Below are 18,161 nucleotides of genomic sequence, written 5' to 3' on the forward strand. Positions count from 1 at the left end.
TCCATACGTACGTATTGAAAAGGGGCTTTCTCAATGGGGCGTCAACGGAGTATCGATCGTGACAAGGTGCTGGATACCGCGGAAGAGATTGTGGCGACCCAAGGTGCGGCAGGGTTAACCATCGATTCGGTGGCTAAAGCCATGGGGATCTCCAAGGGTGGAGTGCAGTACTGCTTTGGTAGCAAAGATGCGCTCATCGATGCGATGTTTGACCGTTGGGGCAAGGTTTATGAGCAGGTTTTTGACAGTATCGCGGGTAGCGATCCGGATCCGCAGACCATCGTGCAGGCACATATGCAGGCGACATGCAGCTCGGATCAGGCTTCCAGCGCCAAGGCCGCTGGACTAATGGCGACGTTAATTCAGACGCCAGAACATCTGGACAGTACGCGAGAATGGTATCGCAGCCGCATAGCAGGTTTGGATCTGACTACCGAAGCGGGGAGAAAGGCGCGCCTGGCCTTCTTGGCTACAGAGGGAGCTTTCATGCTGCGCTTCTTCGGCTTTATGGATATTACTCAGCAGGAATGGGAAGCAATGTTTACCGATCTGCAAAAGTGGGTTCTTAACGATACGGCTCGCAATGATTGACCTATCACACTGATAGATGGCGATTGCTCCGCGCGGCGAGTATGTTTAACCAATAAAGATATTCCCTCGAAGAACCCACTTTAGCCAGCCACCTCCGTGCTGGCTTTTTTTTGCCTAAAATACCTGCTTGAACGGTTTCACCGTGACTTCGCCGTATACGCCAGCGTCCACGTACGGGTCTTGTGCTGCCCAGGATTTTGCCGCGTCCAGCGAAGGGAACTCGGCGATCACGGTAGAACCGGTAAATCCGGCCTGGCCCGGATCGTTGCTATCGATAGCCGGGTTAGGGCCAGCGACCACCAACCGGCCTTCATCACGCAGCGCCTGCAGGCGAGCCAGATGGGCAGGGCGAACGGCCAGGCGCTGTTCCAGCGTGCCCGGTACGTCTTGTGCGTAGATCAAATAAAGCATATTTCACCTTTAAAATCATTGCCATAGAACGGTAATCACAAGGTAGCGCAAAACCGCTAACAAGGGAATGCCAATCCACACAAAAATACATTGCTGTGCTGAAGATAGCTGCACGTTGTGCGATTAACGAGTGTTGGAACACATTGGTTAACAATCCGTGAGCAAAGCCTAATAAAAGGCTAATTAAAAGTTAATATCCCTATGAGTTTGCTGGTTTTAGCGCCTAATGATACCGATTAAAGCGATAGTTTGTCTTTCGTTATTGAATATGATTGCTATTTGCATTTAAACTTGGCGCACCAGAGGAAACAGAATCATTATGCCGCTAAACAAAATGTTCCTTATTCGCCGAATTTCCGTGCCAATTGTCCTCTCCGTTGGTTTGCACAGTGCCCTGGTGGCCGCCTTGCTCTACGCTTCCGTCAACGAAGTGTTGGAGTTGCCGAAGCAGGAAGATGCCCCTATCAGCGTCATGATGGTGAATATGGCCGCACTGGCAGAACCACCGCCGGCAGCGGCGGAACCGGAACCGCAGGTAGAACCAGAGCCTGAGCCAGAACCGATCCCGGAGCCCGAGCCGCCACCGCCGGTACCCGTAGCCATTCCTAAACCGGAGCCGGAGAAACCCAAGCCGAAGCCAAAACCGAAGCCGAAGGTAGAGAAGCCGGTCAAACGCGAAGTGAAGAAAATCGAACCGCGTGAACCTTCGCCGTTTGACAATCAATCCGAAGCCAAGTCGATCGACAAGGCACCGGTTAAACAGGCACCATCAGCACCCGCGCCGGGAACTTCCCGTGAGTTGGGGCCGAAAGCCCTGAGCATCGGCAAGCCGATGTATCCACCACGTGCTCAGGCATTGCAGATTGAAGGCAAGGTTAAGGTTCAGTTCGATGTCGATAGCGACGGCCGGGTCACTAACGTGCGTATTCTGTCTGCGGAGCCGCGTAATATGTTCGAACGTGAGGTGAAGCAGGCAATGCGTAAATGGCGCTATGAGGCCAAAATCGCACAAAACCTGACGAAGACCATCGTCTTCAAAATGGAAGGTTCAACGGTCGAGTAAGCAATAAAAAAGGTCGCGTTTGCGACCTTTTTGCTATCTGGCGTAGGCTTACTCGCCAACGCGGAAGTTCATCTTACCGTCTGGCAGGGCACGAGGGCTGCCGCCGTCATCTACCGCTACATAGGTAAAGACTGCTTCCGTGGCGCGGTAGCGCTGGCCGATTGGGGCAGAAGACACCTTCTTGACCCAAACTTCCACATTGATGGTAATGGAGCTGCGGCCACTGCGAATACAGTTGGCATAACAGCACACCACGTCACCTACGGCGACCGGCTTGAGAAAGGTCATGCCGTCTACTCGCACGGTCACCACGCGCCCTTCGGCAATTTCTTTGGCCAGGATCGCACCGCCAATATCCATTTGCGACATCAGCCAGCCGCCAAAGATATCGCCGTTGGCATTGGTATCTGCCGGCATGGCCAGCGTGCGCAGCACCAGCTCACCGTTAGGCAAAGGTCGTTGTTCGGCCATTATTTCTTCTGCTCTTCAGGCATATGACGGTAAATATAGACACCGCTCAACAGGGTGAAGACCAGCGTTAGCACGGTCAGGCCAAATACCTTGAAGTTAACCCAAACGTCCTGCGGCATCCAGAATGCCACATAGATATTGGCTAAGCCGCAGGCCAGGAAGAACAGGGCCCAGGCCATGTTAAGATTGTTCCAGACGCTGTCCGGCAAGGTCAGCTCTTTACCCAACATGCGCTGGATCAGCGGCTTTTTCAGGATCAGCTGGCTGATCAGTAGCGCCAGGGCGAACAGGGTGTAGATGGCAGTGACCTTCCATTTGATAAACAGGTCGTTGTGGAACACCAGGGTCAAGGTGCCGAATATGGCGACCATGGCAAAGGTGATCAGTGTCATCTTCTCTACCTTGCGATATTTCAGCCAGGTAAAGATCAGTGCCAGGGCGGTGGCGACGATCAAGGCACCCGAAGCGACGTAGATATCGTAAAGCTTATAAAATGCAAAAAAGACAATCAGGGGTAAAAAATCAAGAAACTGCTTCATAAATCAATCCATCATAGGTTCATCGGGCGACTATACCGGATTTGGCGCGTTCTGTGTATCGCACTAAAGGGCAGATTATCGGTGTTCGCCCGGTAGATTGCTGCTGTAAACACCAGAATTTGCATAAACTTACGATTATTACCGTCGGTTATTTGCAAGCGCTGGGCGTACTGCGCATATTAGGCATAATAATAGCCGCATAATTTACCATGGAAAATAGCTATGCATTGGAAATCTCTCCGGGCGTGGACGCCTGGTTTGACGCATTTGTTAGGATATGAACGCAGTTGGTTGAAGCCGGATATTCGTGCGGGTTTATCGGTCGCAGCGGTAGCTTTGCCGGTGGCGATCGCCTATGCCGAATTGGCCGGTGTCAGCCCGGTAGTCGGGCTTTATTCCTGTATTTTGCCGATGATCGCCTATGCCATTTTTGGCTCGTCACGGCAGCTGATTGTCGGGCCAGATGCGGCAACCTGTGCGGTGATCGCCGCCGTGGTGACTCCGCTGGCCGCAGGAAGTATGGAGCTTCACTGGCAGCTCACCATCATGATGACCGCCATGATGGGAGCTTGGTGTCTGTTGGCTAGCCGCTTCCGGCTCGGGGCATTGGCAGACCTGCTTTCTCGCCCGATCCTCAGCGGATTGCTGAACGGCGTGGCGGTAACCATCATCGTCGATCAGATCGGTAAAGTGCTGGGATTCGGTACGCCACCGGCGCAGCTGATCGAGCGTATTTATGCCTTGCCTGGCAATATTCTGCATAGCGATTGGCTGACGATGGGCATCTCATTGCTCACGTTGACGATGCTGGTGGGAGTTAAAAAGTTGCGGCCTAACTGGCCAGCGCCGTTGTTTGCCATCGTGTTGGTCGCCTTCATCACCTGGGCGGGTAATTTGCAGCAGCACGGTATTATTACCGTCGGGGGCTTCAGCGGTATGCTGCCCATCGTCCAGTGGCCGGATTTTCAGCCGGGTTTACTGCGTGACATGGTGATACCGGCGCTCAACCTGGCGGTGGTCAGCTTTGTCAGCATGATGCTCACGGCACGCAGCTTTGCGGCGAAAAATGGTTATGAAGTTAATGCCGATGCGGAGTTTCGTGCGCTCGGGCTGGTAAACATTGTCTCCGCGCTGTCGCAAGGGTTTGCCATCAGCGGTGCCGATTCGCGTACGGCGGTAAATGATGCCAACGGCGGCAAGAGCCAGCTGGTATCAATTATTGCCGCCATCGTTATCGGCATTGTGCTGCTGTTCCTGACTTCGCCGCTGCAATTTATTCCGGTAGCTGGATTGGGCGTGGTACTGATGTACGCCGCCTGGTCGTTGATCGACATTCGTGGCATCTGGATCCTGCGCAAGCGCAATACCCAAGCATTCCGGTTGGCTGCCTTCACCTTCGTCAGCGTGCTGCTGGTGGGGGTGATCAGCGGTATTGGTTTGGCGGTTTTGCTTGGTCTGATGCAGTTTCTCCGCACCGTATTCCGCCCAACGGAGCAATTGCTGGGGGTGAATGAGGAAGGCATGATCCACTCAATGGGCAATAATAACGGTGTGAAGGCGGTGCAGGGCGTGATGATGTACCGCTTTAACTCCCCATTGACCTATTTTAACGTGGCCTACTTCAAGCGGCGCATCCTCAATCTGGTCGATAGCACGCCGTTCCAGCCGCGTTGGGTGGTGGTGGATGCGGTGGCCAGCTTTACCCATGCGGATATCAGCGTGCTGGCGGCCATTGATGAGCTAAAACGTGATTTGTTACAGCGTAACGTAAAACTGGTGCTGGCCGGAAGGCGCACTGAGTTAACGCGCTGGTTCCGCATCAATCGGGTTGGGCGCGATAAGGATCTGATCCTGGTGCCCGACCTCTATCTGGCACTCAAGCTGATACAAAGTAAGGAACAGGCCGAACCAACCACGGTGCAGTAAATAAAAAGGGCACGCCAAAAGCGTGCCCTTAAATTTCAACTGACTCGGTTTATCTTTTATCTAACGACACGCCTGAAGCTGGCGCGTCATCACGCAGTAACATATACAGACGGAACAGATAAATCAGTAGCAGGGCAGAAACCAGGTTGCTCAATGCGGTCAGCACCACGCTGGCAACGTGTGGCGTCAACACTGACAAATGGCTGACCATAAACAGCACCAGCAGTTTGGCCGCCAGCCACAGCATCATCGCGGGCACAATCACCCGCGCGTTAGCAAAGGCCAGCTTACAGCTCAGCTTCAGCGAAGCGAAGACGCCTTTCCCATCGGCCACGGAAATCACCGGGGCTAATGAGAACGAGATCGCCAGGATCACGCCGGGCACGACGAACAGCGTCAGGCCAAGTTGGGTCAGCAAGGTGCAGACAAACAGCAGCAACAGCAAACGCGGCAATAGCGGGGCAGATATCCCGATAGCCCGCAGCGCACTGGTACGCTGGCCTTCAGAAACCAGGCGGATCAGCGTCAACATGCCACCTACCAACAGCACGTTACCCACTAAAGCGGAAATCGTGGCGGCGGCGGACACTTTCAACAGCACCATCTGCTGTTCAGGCGTCATTTGCTGAATGATTTCCTGGATCCCCATGCCAGCACCGGCGGTGGAGGCCAAATCACTTTCCGCCGCGGTCAGGATCTTCAACTGCTCGATATCGGGGCTGAAAGCCTGATTAAGCAGCACAGAAATGAATGCGGTCAGCAGTGCCAACAGCACAATGCTGGCAACCTGATTACGGAAAAAGTTAAAACTGTCACGGTACAACGTGTTGGCCGTAATTGGCATGCGTGGCATGCAGACTCCTTGGCAGTCGGGAACGTAGTTAAATCAGTGGGCGATTGTACCCTGTTCCGCGCCGCTGTGGCACCCCGTGAATGGCACTGTGCTGATTTCTTGGGCGATTATGGTCTCTGGTAGCGATAATGGCAGTGGCACAGGTAAGGGTGGCAAGCCATAGCGTTCACGGGCCCGATCGCAGGCTTCATTGCGCAGGCCGTTTTCCCCGGATTGATCGAATTCATGGCAGGGGCTAGGTCGATTGGGATAGATCGAACATGAAACCGCCTGGCCAATTTCACCCACCAGTGAGGTGCAGCGCGGGGACTTGCTGTTAGTCCCCTGCATACAGCGCAAAAAGGGACTCAAGGGTTCAGTTAAAGAGATAGGAACCACGCCGCCGCCATCTTCCGCTTCGGCCCAATAGAATGATACTCGGAAATAACCGCAGCAGGCGCCGCAGCTGGTGCAGGGATTTTGAATTTCGCTCATCTTGATTGCCACCGACTCCTTACCGGCCCAACCAAAACCAACAGGAATGATGAAATTACGCAGTGGCTTTTTTTTTAGCAACTTTTTTTGGTAACAGAAATTCAAACATGCATCAAATTTGCAACATAATGCGTTTATTGATTCAGATCAATTATCGATTTATTAGCACCTTAGGGAGCTTTGTTTTTGGTGGGAATTTAAATTTTTACACTTAAGATGTGATCTCGATGGGATCATAAATACCTGTTAATAGGTATATTCATCGGGACTGTAAACCACACAAATGGAATGGATAATGAAAAAGACAACTCTGGTGGTGTTAGGGGCTCTGATGGCTCCTATGGTAGCAAGCGCGCATCAAGCGGGTGATTTCCTGTTCCGTGCAGGTACTGCAACGGTTCGTCCAAACGCTGGTTCGGACAACGTTTTAGGCCAAGGATCTTTCAACGCCAATAACAACACCCAGTTGGGTCTGACTTTTGGTTACATGGTGACGGACAATATCGGCGTTGAATTACTGGCCGCTACGCCGTTCCGCCATAAAGTTTCTCTCGGTGGTCCAGCTGTCAACGGGGATATTGCAACCGTTCGTCAATTGCCACCAACGCTGATGGCGCAGTACTACTTTGGTGACAAGCAGGACAAGCTGCGTCCTTACCTGGGCATCGGCGTGAACTACACCACCTTCTTCGATGAGAAGTTCAACGACAACGGCAAGAATGCAGGCCTGAGCAATCTGGATCTGAAGGATTCCTGGGGCGTTGCAGGGCAGGCGGGTCTGGATTACAACCTGGATGAGCACTGGATGCTGAACATGTCGGTCTGGTGGATGAACATCGAGACCAAGGTTCGCTTTGACGCGGGTGATCAACATCAGAGCATTGATACGCGTCTGGATCCGTGGGTGTTTATGTTTGGTGCGGGCTACCGTTTCTAAGCTACGCTGCAATAAAGGAGGCGCTGTTCGGGCGCCTCCCTCTTCAGTTATTTAATGCGCATATCATTTTCGACCGATTTAACACCCGCTACGCCACGAGTTACCTGAACGGCGCGATTGGCATCGGCGCTAGAGCTGACAAAACCGCTTAGCTGAACCTTGCCTTTAAAGGTCTCGACGCTGATTTCGGTAGACTTGATGGTCTTATCTGCCAGCAGAGCGGACTTCACCTTGGTGGTGATGACCGTATCGTCGATATAGCCGCCAGTCCCTTCAGATTTTGCCGTTGGAGCACAGGCAGAAACTGCCATAGCCAAAATAGCCGCCATGCACAGCGCCGATAGGGTTTTAAATAGCTTCATAAGTGACACTCCTTGCAAATGTTATTGTTGAAACTACAGGCTGATTTCAATCAGCTAACGGGAACGTATGCACTGAACCACTGAATAAATAGCGGTAAGTATGATTGTGGGGCAGGATGCGGGTTTGTTCAAACTGTTTGCAAAAATATCTGTAGGCAAGATTGAGGGTAAACAAAGTGTTATCACCGGATACCTTCGCAGTATCCGGTGATTGATAGGGGGGATTAAACGCGGGTAGCGGCTTTCATTTCACGGACAAACTTGCCAAGCTTAGCCAGCATTTCTGCCGGTTGCGCCAGATTCTGTTCGATGATTTTAACAATTGCCGAACCGGAGATTGCCCCAGCGGCACCTGCTTGCAACGCATCCTTGACCTGCGAAGGTTCAGAGATACCAAAGCCTTGCAGCGGTGGTGCTGCATGATACTCACGCAGCTTATTGACCAGGTGGTGCAGTGGCAACTGCGCACGGCTTTCCGTCCCGGTCACTCCAGCGCGTGACAGCAGGTAAGTGTAACCACGGCCGTGAGATGAGATTTCACGCAGTAAATCTTCATCCGCATTTGGCGGGCAGATATAGATTGGCGCAATGCCGTGGCGGGTTGCCGCCGCGCGGAAAGGTGCGGACTCTTCGAAAGGCACGTCCGCGATCAACACCGAATCCACACCGGCCTGCGCACAGCGCTGATAAAATGCGTCAATACCGCCGTGGAACACCAGGTTGGCGTACATCAGCAGGCCAATCGGAATATCAGGGTGCTTCTGACGGATCGCCGCCAGCATTTCAAAACAGTGCGTTGGCGTGACGCCCGAAGCGAACGCACGCAGCGCTGCACTCTGAATGGTTGGGCCATCGGCCAACGGATCGGAGAAGGGAATGCCCAACTCCAAGGCATCGGCACCGTTCTCCACCAACGTATCGATGATCTGTAACGATAGCGTCGGGTTTGGGTCGCCAAGGGTCACAAACGGCACGAAGGCGCCTTCTTTATTATTTTCCAACCGTTTGAACAGTTGCTGATAACGTTCCATCAGATTTCTCCCCGTGCTTTCAGAATGTCGTGAACGGTAAATATGTCTTTGTCGCCGCGGCCGGACAGGTTAACCACCAGGATCTGCTCTTTCTGCGGCTCTTCACGGATCATTTTCAACGCGTGCGCGAGGGCATGGGAAGACTCCAACGCCGGGATAATCCCTTCGTGGCGGGAAAGCTCTTTAAAAGCCTCCAGCGCTTCATCATCAGTGATCGACACGTATTCTGCGCGGCCAATACTGTTGAGATAGGCGTGCTGCGGGCCAACGGAAGGGAAGTCCAAACCGGCAGAAATCGAGTAAGACTCCTCGATCTGGCCTTCAGAGGTTTGCATCATCGGTGATTTCATCCCGAAGTAGATCCCCACCTTGCCATGTTTCAGCGGCGCACCATGCTGGCCGGTTTCGATCCCCAGACCGGCAGGTTCAACGCCGATCAGGCCAACGCTGGCATCATCGATAAAGTCGGCAAACATGCCGATAGCGTTGGAACCGCCGCCAACGCAGGCCAATACGGCATCCGGCAGACGGCCTTCACGCTCCAGCACCTGAGCTTTGGTTTCTTCGCCGATCATGCGTTGGAATTCACGCACGATGGTCGGGAACGGGTGCGGGCCTGCGGCAGTGCCCAGCATGTAGTGGGCCTTTTCGTAAGAGCCAGACCAGTCGCGCAGCGCTTCGTTGCAGGCATCTTTCAGCGTGGAAGAGCCGCTGTGCACTGGGATCACTTCTGCTCCCATCAGGCGCATACGGAATACGTTAGGTGACTGGCGTTCTATGTCCTTGGCACCCATGTAGATACGGCATTTCAGACCGAGCAGGGCGCAGGCCAGTGCAGAGGCGACACCGTGTTGGCCAGCGCCAGTTTCCGCGATGATCTCGGTTTTGCCCATGCGTTTGGCAAGCAGTGCCTGGCCTAATACCTGGTTAGTCTTATGGGCACCGCCGTGCAGCAGATCTTCACGCTTCAGGTAGAGCTTGGTTTTGCTACCGGCAGTCAGGTTTTTGCACAGCGTCAGTGCCGTTGGGCGGCCCGCATAGTTTTTCAGCAGATCGATAAACTCTGCCTGGAACTCTGGGTCACGCTGGGTGCTGACGAAGGCCTCTTCCAGTTGTTTCAGGGCTGGCATCAAAATTTGCGGCACATACTGACCGCCAAATTCGCCGAAGTAAGGGTTAAGCAGCGTCATTATTTTTCCCGTTATTATCCGTTAAATGAGGTTTGCAATCAGTATACCCGTCGCCTTTCAAGCCACAGCGTTGTTACCTGCGCTCACTCACCCCAGTCACTGACAAAAGTAAGCTCCTGGGGATGAGTGAGCTTGTCGCCTAGCTGTGACTTGAAATTCATAGGGTATAGGCGCGTAGGGTTTGGAACACCGCCGCCAGACGCTCGGCATCTTTGATACCGGGTTGGCTCTCTACGCCAGAGTTGAAATCGAGTCCCGCGCAGCCCAGCTGGGCCGCATCTACGCAGTTGTCTGCACTCAGGCCGCCAGCCAGCATCACGTTGTCCAGCGTTTGGTCCTGCAACACTGACCAGTCAAAGCGAACTCCGGTACCGCCAGCGCCGTTATCCAGCAGGTAACGATCGACCTGTTTCAGATCGCGAGCGGGTAGGCTGTCTTTTACGCTCAAGGCTTTCCAGATCTGACAGGTGGCTGGCAGCTCGGCGCGCAGGGCGTTGATATAAGCCTGGTCTTCCGCGCCGTGCAGTTGCACCGCATGCAGACCAAGGCGCTCGGCAGTTTGCGCTACCGTAGCGATCGGCGCATCACAGAAAACGCCCACATATTTCAACGGCGCTCCGGCGATCACTTCCCTGGCACGGGCAATGTCCACGTTACGCGGGGAACGGCCAACGAAGATCAGACCGCCGTAGTTGGCGCCGGCCTGATAAGCGGCAGCGGCATCTTGTGGCCGGGTCAGGCCACAGACTTTGTTGTCGCCTAGGATCACACGGCGTACCGCGCTGCGCAGGTTGGTTTCCGACATCAACGCACTGCCGATCAGGAAACCGTTGGCATAGCGGCTGAGTTCACGGATCTGGCGATAGTTATTGATGCCGGATTCGCTGATCACCGTCACACCATGTGGCACTCTAGGAGCCAGGGTGCGGGTGCGATCCAGATCGATAGACAGATCGCGCAGGTCGCGGTTATTGATGCCAATCACTTTGGCTTCGAGCTGTACCGCGCGCTGTAATTCTTCTTCGCTTATCACCTCGGTCAGCACGCCCATATTCAGGCTGTGCGCCACCGCGGCAAGTTGGCGGTATTGTTCGTCATCGAGCACCGACAGCATTAACAGAATGGCGTCGGCCTGATAAAGACGCGCCAGATAGATCTGGTAAGGGTCGATCATAAAGTCTTTACACAGCACCGGTTGGGTCACGGTGCGACTCACCAGAGGAAGAAAATCGAAGCTGCCCTGGAAGTATTGCTCATCGGTCAGCACCGAGATCGCCGAGGCGAAATCCTTATATACCGAGGCGATTTCAACCGGGTCAAAATTCTCGCGGATCAGCCCTTTGGAAGGAGAGGCTTTCTTGCATTCGAGAATAAATGCCGTTCTGGTGCTTTGTAGTGCATGATAAAAACTACGCTCGCTTGGCACGATTTCGTTTTGAAAGCTGGCCAATGGCTGTTGTTGCTTACGTGCCGCGACCCACTGTGCCTTGTCACGAACAATCTTGTTGAGCACGGTTTCCTGCATCATTTATCCTCTTGCTGCCAAAGCAGTGACACGCTGGTAAGCCTGCCCACTGTGGATCATTTCCAATGCCTGCTGCGCGTTCTGGCGCAGGTCTTCCTGTCCGAATAGTTTCAGCAACAGTGCGACGTTGGCGGCGACTGCCGCGGCGTGCGCTGGCTCGCCTTTACCTTGTAACAACCTTGCCAGAATGTCACGGTTTTCTTCCGGAGACCCACCCAGCAGGGAGTCCAGCGAGTGGCTGTCCAACCCGAAGGATTTCGGCGTCAGTTGATAACTTTCAATCTCGCCGTCATTCAGTTCGGCTACGTGAGTGGTGGTGTGGATCGCCACTTCATCCATCCCACCACCGTGCACGACGGCGGCGCGTTGATAACCCAGTACGCGCAGGGTTTGGGCGATTGGCAGCACCAGCTCCGGGCTATAGACCCCAATTACCGCCAACGGTGGGCGAGCCGGGTTAATCAACGGCCCGAGTACGTTGAACACCGTGCGGGTCTTTAGCTGTTGGCGTACTGGCATCGCATGGCGAAACCCGGTGTGATACTGCGGCGCAAACAGGAAACATACGCCCAGTTCATCCAAAGCCTTGCGGGATTCTTCCGCAGGCAGATCCAGGCGGATCCCGAAAGCGGCCAACAGATCGGATGAACCGGAACGGCTGGAGACGCTGCGGTTGCCGTGCTTGGCGACCTTGACCCCACAGGCTGCAGCGACAAAGGCGCTGGCCGTAGAGATATTGATGCTGTTGGTGCCATCACCGCCGGTACCGACGATATCCGCGAAGGCATAGTCCGGGCGTGGGAAGGGTTGGGCATCGGCCAAGAGCGCCTTGGCCGCCCCGGCGATCTCTTCCGGGCGTTCACCGCGGATCTTCATGCTGATCAATGCCGCCGCCAGTTGGCTAGGTTCCAGCTCACCGCGCACGATAGCGCTGAATAACTGCTGGCTTTCTTCCTGGCTCATCGACTCCGAGCGATACAGTTTTTCAAGAATAGGTTGCATAGTCAGTTCCCCTTAATTATTTCGCCAGCGCCCAGGCTAAAGTCTGCTCAAGCAAACGCGCGCCCTGGGTGGTCAGAATGGATTCTGGATGGAATTGGAAACCACATACGCGGTGTTCATCGTGACGTACTGCCATCACCATGTCGCCGAAGCGAGCATTGACGGTCAGTCCTTCAGGGATATTGCTGCCGACCAGCGAGTGATAGCGGGCGACCGGCAGCGGGTTAGCCATACCGGCAAACATCCCCTGGTTATCGTGAGTAATGGACGAAGCCTTGCCGTGCAAGATCTCACCGGCCTGGCCAACATGGCCGCCATAGGCTTCCACAATCGCCTGATGACCGAGACAGATACCGATGATTGGCATCTGGCCGCGCAGGCGTTGTAACAGCTCGGGCATACAACCGGCCTCGGCTGGAGTACCTGGGCCAGGGGACAGCATCAAAATAGGCTGCTCCATCTGTTGCAGACGCGCGATGATGATCTCGGCGGCAATCTGGTTACGGTAAATCACGACCTGATGGCCGCTGGCACGCAGCTGATCGACCAGGTTGTAAGTAAAGGAGTCGACGTTGTCGAGCAGTAAGATATCGGCCATTAGAAAATCTCCTTGGCCTGGTGCGCGCTGGCGATGGCACGCAGCACGGCACGTGCCTTGTTACGGGTTTCATCGGCTTCCGCCTGCGGGATTGAGTCCAGCACTACACCGGCACCGGCCTGCACGGTGGCAACACCGTCCTCAACATACGCGGAGCGGATGACAATACAGGTATCGAGATCGCCGTGAGCGGTAAAGTAGCCCACTGCGCCGCCGTAACTGCCACGGCGTGTGCCTTCAGAGGCGGCAATCAGCTGCATGGCGCGCACTTTCGGTGCGCCGCTCAGCGTGCCCATATTCATACAGGCCTGATAAGCATGTAGCACGTCGAGATCGTCACGCAGCTTGCCGACCACTCGGGAAACCAGGTGCATCACGAATGAGTAACGGTCTACCTTGGTCAGGTCGGCCACATAGCGGCTGCCAGCTTCACAGATGCGGGCCAGATCGTTGCGGGCCAGGTCGACCAGCATCAGGTGTTCCGCTAGCTCTTTATGGTCGGTGCGCATTTCCAGTTCGATGCGGCTGTCGAGATCCAGATCCAGTGAACCATCAGCGCGGCGTCCGCGTGGACGAGTACCTGCAATCGGGTAGATTTCGATCTGGCGGCTGGTGGCTTCATATTTCAGTGCGCTTTCCGGCGAGGCACCGAACAAGGTGAACTCGTTGTCCTGCATAAAGAACATGTACGGGCTTGGATTGTTTTCCTTCAGCGTCTGGTAAGCCGCCAATGGGTTAGGGCAAGGTAGAGAGAAGCGACGAGAGGGCACCACCTGGAAAATCTCACCGTGGCGGATGGCCTGCTGCAACTGGCTGACTACCGCGCCGTACTCTTCATCGCTCTGATTGCAGCTCAGCTGCATGTCTTCCAGTTTCTGATGAGGAATGGCGATTGGAGTTTGCTGCAATTGCACCTGAAGCTGTTCGAGACGCTGCTGCAAACGCAGGGTTTCGGCGCTTTCACCGGTAAAGACGCTGGCTTGCAGGCGAGCCACGCCGCGCTGGTGATCCAGCACCAGCAGCGTTTCCGCCAGATAGAAGCAGAAGTCCGGGCAGCGCTGGTCTTGGCGCAACTCTGGCAGATCTTCAAACCCGGCCACCAGATCATAAGCAAACAGCCCGCCGAGCAGCATAGCTTCACGCTCATCGGCTGGGACATCGACCAGCGTCAGCATCGTGCGCAATGCATCAAACACTGATAATGAACGCAGGCGAGCATCTTCGTCTTGTACCGTATCAATTGCCGGGAAGGTCAACTCACGGCCATTAGGGCGAGCCTGGATCTTAACGTCGGCAGGTAAGGCTTCATCCAACAGTGGCAGCAGGGCTGCGCCGTTAGCAGTTAGCGCCTGAAGGCTGACCTTACGGCCCAAGGCGGTAATGCGCAGGGCACTGTCGACAATCAGCAGGCTTTTCAGGTTCTGCTTGCTGTTGATTTCCGCCGAATCCAGCAACAGGGTGGCAGGGCGAGCGCCGCACAGCTGATGAAAAATCGCCGTTGTGTCGCTGCGGTAACCGGCCTGTGACGTGAGTAGTTTGAGCTGTGGTTTGATGTTCATCTTCGGTAGTTCCAGTCAAATCTTGTCCATAAAAAAGCCCGCTGTAATGAGCGGGCCTAGGGAATCTGCAGTGTCAGATGACAGGTATGCGTGATTACTCGACCCTTGATTGGGAAGTACGCCACCAGCGAAGAAGAGAAGTGTGCTTAGTCATCATTGTGCTCTCTGTATAATCATCCAACACGGTGATTGCCGTGAACTTGTGTACTAGTTAACTGGAACGAAGAGGCAATGTCAACTCTCTTTTTGCACAATATATTAGCGGCCAGAGTGAAATGATTAATCTATCGGGAGCGCTACCGGCAGAATAGATTTCCGTCTGGCCAGCCATAACGGGTATGATAGAAAGCCAAGCCATCGCAGGATATCCCTTTTGACAGACAGCAGCCCACAACCCTCCGCTTTTACCCTGTACGATCTCCACAGCCACACCACCGCTTCGGACGGCTATTTAACGCCGACTCAGTTGGTGCAACGAGCCGTTGAGATGCGCGTTGGCGTGCTGGCTATTACCGATCACGACACCACTAACGGATTGGCAGAGGCCGCAGCCGCGATAGCGGATCTTGCCTTGCCCTTGCAGCTGGTTAACGGTGTGGAGATTTCTACGCTGTGGGAAAACCATGAGATCCACATCGTTGGGCTGGGGCTCGATATCACCCATCCGGCACTGTTACAACTCCTGTTCGAACAGAGTGAGCGCCGTAATCTGCGTGCGCAAGAAATCGGCGTTCGGTTAGCGAAAGCGCGCATTCCCGATGCCTATGCCGGAGCGCAACTGCTGGCGGGGGATGGGGCGGTCACCAGAGGGCATTTTGCCCGTTTTCTGGTGCAACAGGGCATGGCTGATAACATGGCTCAGGTGTTCAAGAAGTATCTCGCCAAAGGGAAAATCGGCTATGTTCCGCCGCAGTGGTGTACAATAGAACAAGCCATTGATGTCATTCATCAATCCGGTGGCCAAGCGGTGATGGCGCATCCGGGCCGTTACGATCTGACGGCCAAATGGCTGAAACGTCTGCTCGCCTATTTTGCCGAACACGGCGGCGATGCGATGGAGGTGGCGCAGTGTCAGCAAGCTCCTCATGAGCGTACGGTGTTGGCTAAATATGCGCAGGACTACCAATTATTGGCGTCTCAGGGTTCGGATTTCCATCAGCCCTGTTCGTGGATTGAGTTGGGGCGCAAACTGTGGTTACCCGGCGGTGTTGAACCGGTGTGGCGAGATTGGCCACAGCCCCAAGAGAGCAACGTAAATTGATTTAACGCGGGCGTTGTCGTTCGCGTGCATCATTTTCAGGAGTTACAGATGAGCCAGCTATTTTATATTCACCCGGACAATCCGCAGCCGCGCCTGGTCAATCAGGCCGTAGAGGTGCTGCGCAAGGGTGGTGTGATCGTCTATCCAACCGATTCTGGCTACGCGCTGGGCTGTAAACTTGAAGAGAAGACGGCCTTGGAGCGTATCTGCCGTATTCGCCAGTTGGACGGCAACCACAATTTCACGCTGATGTGCCGCGATCTGTCCGAGTTGTCGACCTATGCCTACGTGGACAACTCGTCGTTTAGACTGATCAAGAACAATACGCCAGGCAACTACACCTTTATCCTGAAAGCGACCAAAGAAGTGCCTCGTCGCCTGATGAATGACAAGCGTAAAACTATCGGCTTGCGTGTACCGTCCAACCCGATCGCTCTGGCATTGCTGGAAGTGCTCAATGAGCCAATGATGTCGACCACGCTGATGCTGCCAGGCAATGACTTTGCCGAATCCGATCCGGAAGAGATCAGCGAACACCTCGGCAAGCAGGTGGATCTGGTGATCCACGGTGGTTTCCTGGGCCAGCAGCCGACCACGGTTATCGATCTGACAGAATCCTCTCCCGAAGTGATCCGTGAAGGGGCGGGCGATCCAGCGCCTTTCCGCTAAACCGCCGGACGAAGTCAGTGCCAAGGAGGGGCAAAGCCTGTATAATAAACGGTTGGTTTTGACCAAGTGCTAATCTTTGCGGCCGTCTCTCCTTGGTGAGAGTGGCGGCAAAGTCCCCCCGACGCCTGTGAAGGCGACACTAGAGGCTGCTCAATGAGCGAAAAGTTACAGAAAGTATTAGCGAATGCGGGCCATGGCTCGCGTCGTGAAATAGAAACCATGATTGAGGCGGGTCGCATCAGCGTCGACGGCAAGATCGCCAAACTGGGCGACCGCGTTGAAGTCGTCGCCGGGATGAAGATTCGTCTGGACGGTCACGTTATCTCGATCAAAGAATCTGAAGAAACGGTTTGCCGCGTGCTGGCTTATTACAAGCCGGAAGGCGAACTCTGTACCCGTAGCGATCCAGAAGGTCGCCCAACGGTCTTCGATCGCCTGCCAAAACTGCGTGGCTCTCGCTGGGTAGCGGTAGGGCGTTTGGACGTGAATACATCAGGCTTGCTGCTGTTTACCACCGACGGTGAACTAGCTAACCGCCTGATGCACCCAAGCCGCGAAGTTGAACGTGAATACGCCGTGCGCGTATTTGGCCAGATCGACGACGAAAAGCTCAAGCAACTGAGCAAAGGTGTCCAACTGGAAGATGGCCCTGCGGCATTCCGCACCATCACCTTCCAGGGTGGTGAAGGGATCAACCAGTGGTACAACGTCACGCTGACCGAAGGCCGTAACCGTGAAGTTCGTCGCCTGTGGGAAGCCGTTGGCGTGCAGGTAAGCCGTTTGATCCGCGTGCGTTACGGGGATATCGATCTGCCAAAAGGCTTGCCTCGTGGCGGCTATACCGAGCTGGATCTCAAGGCGACCAACTATCTGCGTGAGCTGGTGGAATTACAACCGGAAACCGTCAGCAAACTGCCGGTGGAACGTGATCGCCGCCGTGTGAAGGCCAACCAGATCCGCCGTGCGGTAAAACGCCACAGCCAGGTTGCACCCGGCAGCCGTCGTAGCGCACCAGGCGGCAGCAAACCGGCCAAGCCTGCCAAGCGCAAGTAAATCTGTTTCCGTGGCCGCGCTATCAGGCAGGCCACGGATTATTCTGCTACCAGTCAATTCCCTGCTGAGCCTTGATCCCAGCTTCAAACGCATGCTTCACTGGCCGCATCTCCGTAACGGTATCCGCTAACTCCAGCAAATCACGATGACAGCCACGCCCGGTGATAATCACCGTCTGGTGTGCCGGACGCTGCGCAAGCGCCTCCAGCAGCTCTTCCAGCTCTAAATAGCCGTAGCTCACCATATAGGTCAACTCGTCCATCAGCACCATATCCAGGCTGTTGTCGGCCAACATTCGCTTAGCGTGTTGCCAGACGGCCTGGCAGGCGGCGGTATCGCTTTCCCGATCCTGAGTTTCCCAGGTAAAGCCGGTCGCCATCACCTGAAACTCCACGCCGTGCTGTTGCAGCAGGTTTTTCTCGCCGTTAGGCCACTGGCCTTTGATAAACTGGATCACCCCGGCCTTCATACCGTGGCCGACGGCACGGGTGACGGTGCCGAATGCGGCGGTGGTCTTGCCTTTGCCATTGCCGGTAAAGATCAGTAATAGACCACGGGTTTCCTGTGCGGCGGCAATGCGGGCATCCACCTGTTCTTTCAGCCGTTGCTGACGTTGTTGGTGACGATCTTCAGCCATGTTAAAAGC

Annotated in this window: 18 protein-coding genes, 1 pseudogene and 1 other annotated feature; of the genes and pseudogenes, 7 read left to right on the plus strand and 12 right to left on the minus strand. The window is 54.8% G+C overall.

All coding sequences use genetic code 11. From position 1 onward, the window contains the following. Nucleotides 1-33 precede the first annotated feature (33 nt). Nucleotides 34-591 (plus strand): TetR/AcrR family transcriptional regulator, encoded by a 558-nt coding sequence (locus KAJ71_RS19785; protein WP_248947233.1) that lies wholly within the window; start codon nt 34-36, stop codon nt 589-591. 114 nt (nt 592-705) lie between these two features. Here KAJ71_RS19785 and KAJ71_RS19790 read toward each other — a convergent pair whose 3' ends face one another. Next, nucleotides 706-1,002, minus strand: a complete 297-nt coding sequence (locus KAJ71_RS19790) for a YciI family protein (protein WP_248947234.1) — start codon at nt 1,000-1,002, stop codon at nt 706-708. Between the two features lie 319 nt (nt 1,003-1,321). Here KAJ71_RS19790 and tonB point away from each other — a divergent pair, with 319 nt between their 5' ends. Beyond that, a complete protein-coding gene (gene tonB, locus KAJ71_RS19795) occupies nt 1,322-2,065 on the plus strand; it encodes a TonB system transport protein TonB (RefSeq protein ID WP_248947235.1) in 744 nt (247 codons plus the stop codon). Nucleotides 2,066-2,113: 48 nt separating this feature from the next. Here the strand turns inward: tonB and yciA are convergent, their stop codons facing one another. Continuing rightward, entirely contained in the window at nt 2,114-2,536 is a 423-nt protein-coding gene (gene yciA / locus KAJ71_RS19800) for an acyl-CoA thioester hydrolase YciA (RefSeq protein ID WP_248947236.1), read from the minus strand. Further along, nucleotides 2,536-3,075, minus strand: coding sequence for a septation protein A (locus KAJ71_RS19805; protein ID WP_248947237.1), 540 nt, complete (start codon nt 3,073-3,075; stop codon nt 2,536-2,538). The genes yciA and KAJ71_RS19805 overlap by 1 nt, the downstream gene beginning before the upstream one ends. A 222-nt stretch (nt 3,076-3,297) precedes the next feature. Between KAJ71_RS19805 and KAJ71_RS19810 the strand changes: the two genes are divergently transcribed. Continuing rightward, nucleotides 3,298-5,001 (plus strand): SulP family inorganic anion transporter, encoded by a 1,704-nt coding sequence (locus KAJ71_RS19810; RefSeq protein WP_248947238.1) that lies wholly within the window; start codon nt 3,298-3,300, stop codon nt 4,999-5,001. 49 nt (nt 5,002-5,050) lie between these two features. On the opposite strand, the gene KAJ71_RS19815 is transcribed toward KAJ71_RS19810, so the two are convergent. Both KAJ71_RS19815 and KAJ71_RS19820 read right to left on the minus strand, forming a co-directional pair. Next, nucleotides 5,051-5,845 (minus strand): YciC family protein, encoded by a 795-nt coding sequence (locus KAJ71_RS19815; protein WP_248947257.1) that lies wholly within the window; start codon nt 5,843-5,845, stop codon nt 5,051-5,053. 42 nt (nt 5,846-5,887) lie between these two features. Further along, nucleotides 5,888-6,328 (minus strand): YkgJ family cysteine cluster protein, encoded by a 441-nt coding sequence (locus KAJ71_RS19820; RefSeq protein ID WP_248947239.1) that lies wholly within the window; start codon nt 6,326-6,328, stop codon nt 5,888-5,890. A 295-nt stretch (nt 6,329-6,623) separates the two neighbouring features. Here KAJ71_RS19820 and ompW point away from each other — a divergent pair, with 295 nt between their 5' ends. Further along, nucleotides 6,624-7,265: an outer membrane protein OmpW gene (ompW, locus tag KAJ71_RS19825; RefSeq protein ID WP_248947240.1), complete on the plus strand. Its 642-nt coding sequence runs from the start codon at nt 6,624-6,626 to the stop codon at nt 7,263-7,265. 47 nt (nt 7,266-7,312) lie between these two features. Here the strand turns inward: ompW and KAJ71_RS19830 are convergent, their stop codons facing one another. From KAJ71_RS19830 to KAJ71_RS19855, 6 genes and pseudogenes are all read right to left on the minus strand, one after another. Then, on the minus strand, nt 7,313-7,627 hold the full coding sequence (locus KAJ71_RS19830) for a BON domain-containing protein (protein WP_021806585.1): 315 nt from the start codon (nt 7,625-7,627) through the stop codon (nt 7,313-7,315). 224 nt (nt 7,628-7,851) lie between these two features. Next, nucleotides 7,852-8,658: a tryptophan synthase subunit alpha gene (trpA, locus tag KAJ71_RS19835; RefSeq protein WP_021806584.1), complete on the minus strand. Its 807-nt coding sequence runs from the start codon at nt 8,656-8,658 to the stop codon at nt 7,852-7,854. Then, a complete protein-coding gene (trpB, locus tag KAJ71_RS19840) occupies nt 8,658-9,848 on the minus strand; it encodes a tryptophan synthase subunit beta (protein WP_248947241.1) in 1,191 nt (396 codons plus the stop codon). Before trpB ends, trpA begins: the two co-directional genes overlap by 1 nt. A gap of 157 nt (nt 9,849-10,005) precedes the next feature. Further along, nucleotides 10,006-11,373, minus strand: coding sequence for a bifunctional indole-3-glycerol-phosphate synthase TrpC/phosphoribosylanthranilate isomerase TrpF (trpCF, locus tag KAJ71_RS19845; protein ID WP_248947258.1), 1,368 nt, complete (start codon nt 11,371-11,373; stop codon nt 10,006-10,008). Nucleotides 11,374-11,376: 3 nt separating this feature from the next. Then, nucleotides 11,377-12,973, minus strand: a pseudogene (trpD, locus tag KAJ71_RS19850) (bifunctional anthranilate synthase glutamate amidotransferase component TrpG/anthranilate phosphoribosyltransferase TrpD). Next, nucleotides 12,973-14,532, minus strand: coding sequence for an anthranilate synthase component 1 (locus KAJ71_RS19855; RefSeq protein WP_248947242.1), 1,560 nt, complete (start codon nt 14,530-14,532; stop codon nt 12,973-12,975). The pseudogene trpD and the gene KAJ71_RS19855 overlap by 1 nt, the downstream one beginning before the upstream one ends. A 28-nt stretch (nt 14,533-14,560) precedes the next feature. Next, nucleotides 14,561-14,665, minus strand: a sequence feature (Trp leader region). A 240-nt stretch (nt 14,666-14,905) separates the two neighbouring features. Here KAJ71_RS19855 and rnm point away from each other — a divergent pair. The 3 genes from rnm to rluB all read left to right on the plus strand — a co-directional run bounded on the left by rnm (nt 14,906) and on the right by rluB (nt 17,515). Further along, on the plus strand, nt 14,906-15,793 hold the full coding sequence (gene rnm / locus KAJ71_RS19860; RefSeq protein ID WP_248947243.1) for an RNase RNM: 888 nt from the start codon (nt 14,906-14,908) through the stop codon (nt 15,791-15,793). 48 nt (nt 15,794-15,841) lie between these two features. Next, on the plus strand, nt 15,842-16,462 hold the full coding sequence (locus tag KAJ71_RS19865; RefSeq protein ID WP_021181255.1) for an L-threonylcarbamoyladenylate synthase: 621 nt from the start codon (nt 15,842-15,844) through the stop codon (nt 16,460-16,462). A 153-nt stretch (nt 16,463-16,615) separates the two neighbouring features. Continuing rightward, on the plus strand, nt 16,616-17,515 hold the full coding sequence (gene rluB / locus KAJ71_RS19870) for a 23S rRNA pseudouridine(2605) synthase RluB (protein ID WP_248947244.1): 900 nt from the start codon (nt 16,616-16,618) through the stop codon (nt 17,513-17,515). Between the two features lie 46 nt (nt 17,516-17,561). Here rluB and cobO read toward each other — a convergent pair whose 3' ends face one another. Then, nucleotides 17,562-18,152, minus strand: a complete 591-nt coding sequence (gene cobO / locus KAJ71_RS19875; RefSeq protein ID WP_248947245.1) for a cob(I)yrinic acid a,c-diamide adenosyltransferase — start codon at nt 18,150-18,152, stop codon at nt 17,562-17,564. Between the last annotated feature and the right edge of the window lie 9 nt (nt 18,153-18,161).

Origin of the sequence: Serratia silvae (genome assembly GCF_023282985.1) — a bacterium.
Lineage (GTDB): Bacteria > Pseudomonadota > Gammaproteobacteria > Enterobacterales > Enterobacteriaceae > Chania > Chania silvae.

Bases quoted from the DNA above. Each gene is read 5' to 3' on its own strand.
- cobO (WP_248947245.1), bottom strand. From the start codon at position 18,152: ATGGCTGAAGATCGTCACCAACAACGTCAGCAACGGCTGAAAGAACAG.
- rluB (WP_248947244.1), top strand. From the start codon at position 16,616: ATGAGCGAAAAGTTACAGAAAGTATTAGCGAATGCGGGCCATGGCTCG.
- KAJ71_RS19785 (WP_248947233.1), top strand. From the start codon at position 34: ATGGGGCGTCAACGGAGTATCGATCGTGACAAGGTGCTGGATACCGCG.
- KAJ71_RS19855 (WP_248947242.1), bottom strand. From the start codon at position 14,532: ATGAACATCAAACCACAGCTCAAACTACTCACGTCACAGGCCGGTTAC.
- KAJ71_RS19790 (WP_248947234.1), bottom strand. From the start codon at position 1,002: ATGCTTTATTTGATCTACGCACAAGACGTACCGGGCACGCTGGAACAG.
- KAJ71_RS19815 (WP_248947257.1), bottom strand. From the start codon at position 5,845: ATGCCAATTACGGCCAACACGTTGTACCGTGACAGTTTTAACTTTTTC.
- KAJ71_RS19830 (WP_021806585.1), bottom strand. From the start codon at position 7,627: ATGAAGCTATTTAAAACCCTATCGGCGCTGTGCATGGCGGCTATTTTG.
- yciA (WP_248947236.1), bottom strand. From the start codon at position 2,536: ATGGCCGAACAACGACCTTTGCCTAACGGTGAGCTGGTGCTGCGCACG.
- KAJ71_RS19865 (WP_021181255.1), top strand. From the start codon at position 15,842: ATGAGCCAGCTATTTTATATTCACCCGGACAATCCGCAGCCGCGCCTG.
- trpCF (WP_248947258.1), bottom strand. From the start codon at position 11,373: ATGCAGGAAACCGTGCTCAACAAGATTGTTCGTGACAAGGCACAGTGG.
- trpA (WP_021806584.1), bottom strand. From the start codon at position 8,658: ATGGAACGTTATCAGCAACTGTTCAAACGGTTGGAAAATAATAAAGAA.
- tonB (WP_248947235.1), top strand. From the start codon at position 1,322: ATGCCGCTAAACAAAATGTTCCTTATTCGCCGAATTTCCGTGCCAATT.
- KAJ71_RS19820 (WP_248947239.1), bottom strand. From the start codon at position 6,328: ATGAGCGAAATTCAAAATCCCTGCACCAGCTGCGGCGCCTGCTGCGGT.
- ompW (WP_248947240.1), top strand. From the start codon at position 6,624: ATGAAAAAGACAACTCTGGTGGTGTTAGGGGCTCTGATGGCTCCTATG.
- trpB (WP_248947241.1), bottom strand. From the start codon at position 9,848: ATGACGCTGCTTAACCCTTACTTCGGCGAATTTGGCGGTCAGTATGTG.
- KAJ71_RS19805 (WP_248947237.1), bottom strand. From the start codon at position 3,075: ATGAAGCAGTTTCTTGATTTTTTACCCCTGATTGTCTTTTTTGCATTT.
- KAJ71_RS19810 (WP_248947238.1), top strand. From the start codon at position 3,298: ATGCATTGGAAATCTCTCCGGGCGTGGACGCCTGGTTTGACGCATTTG.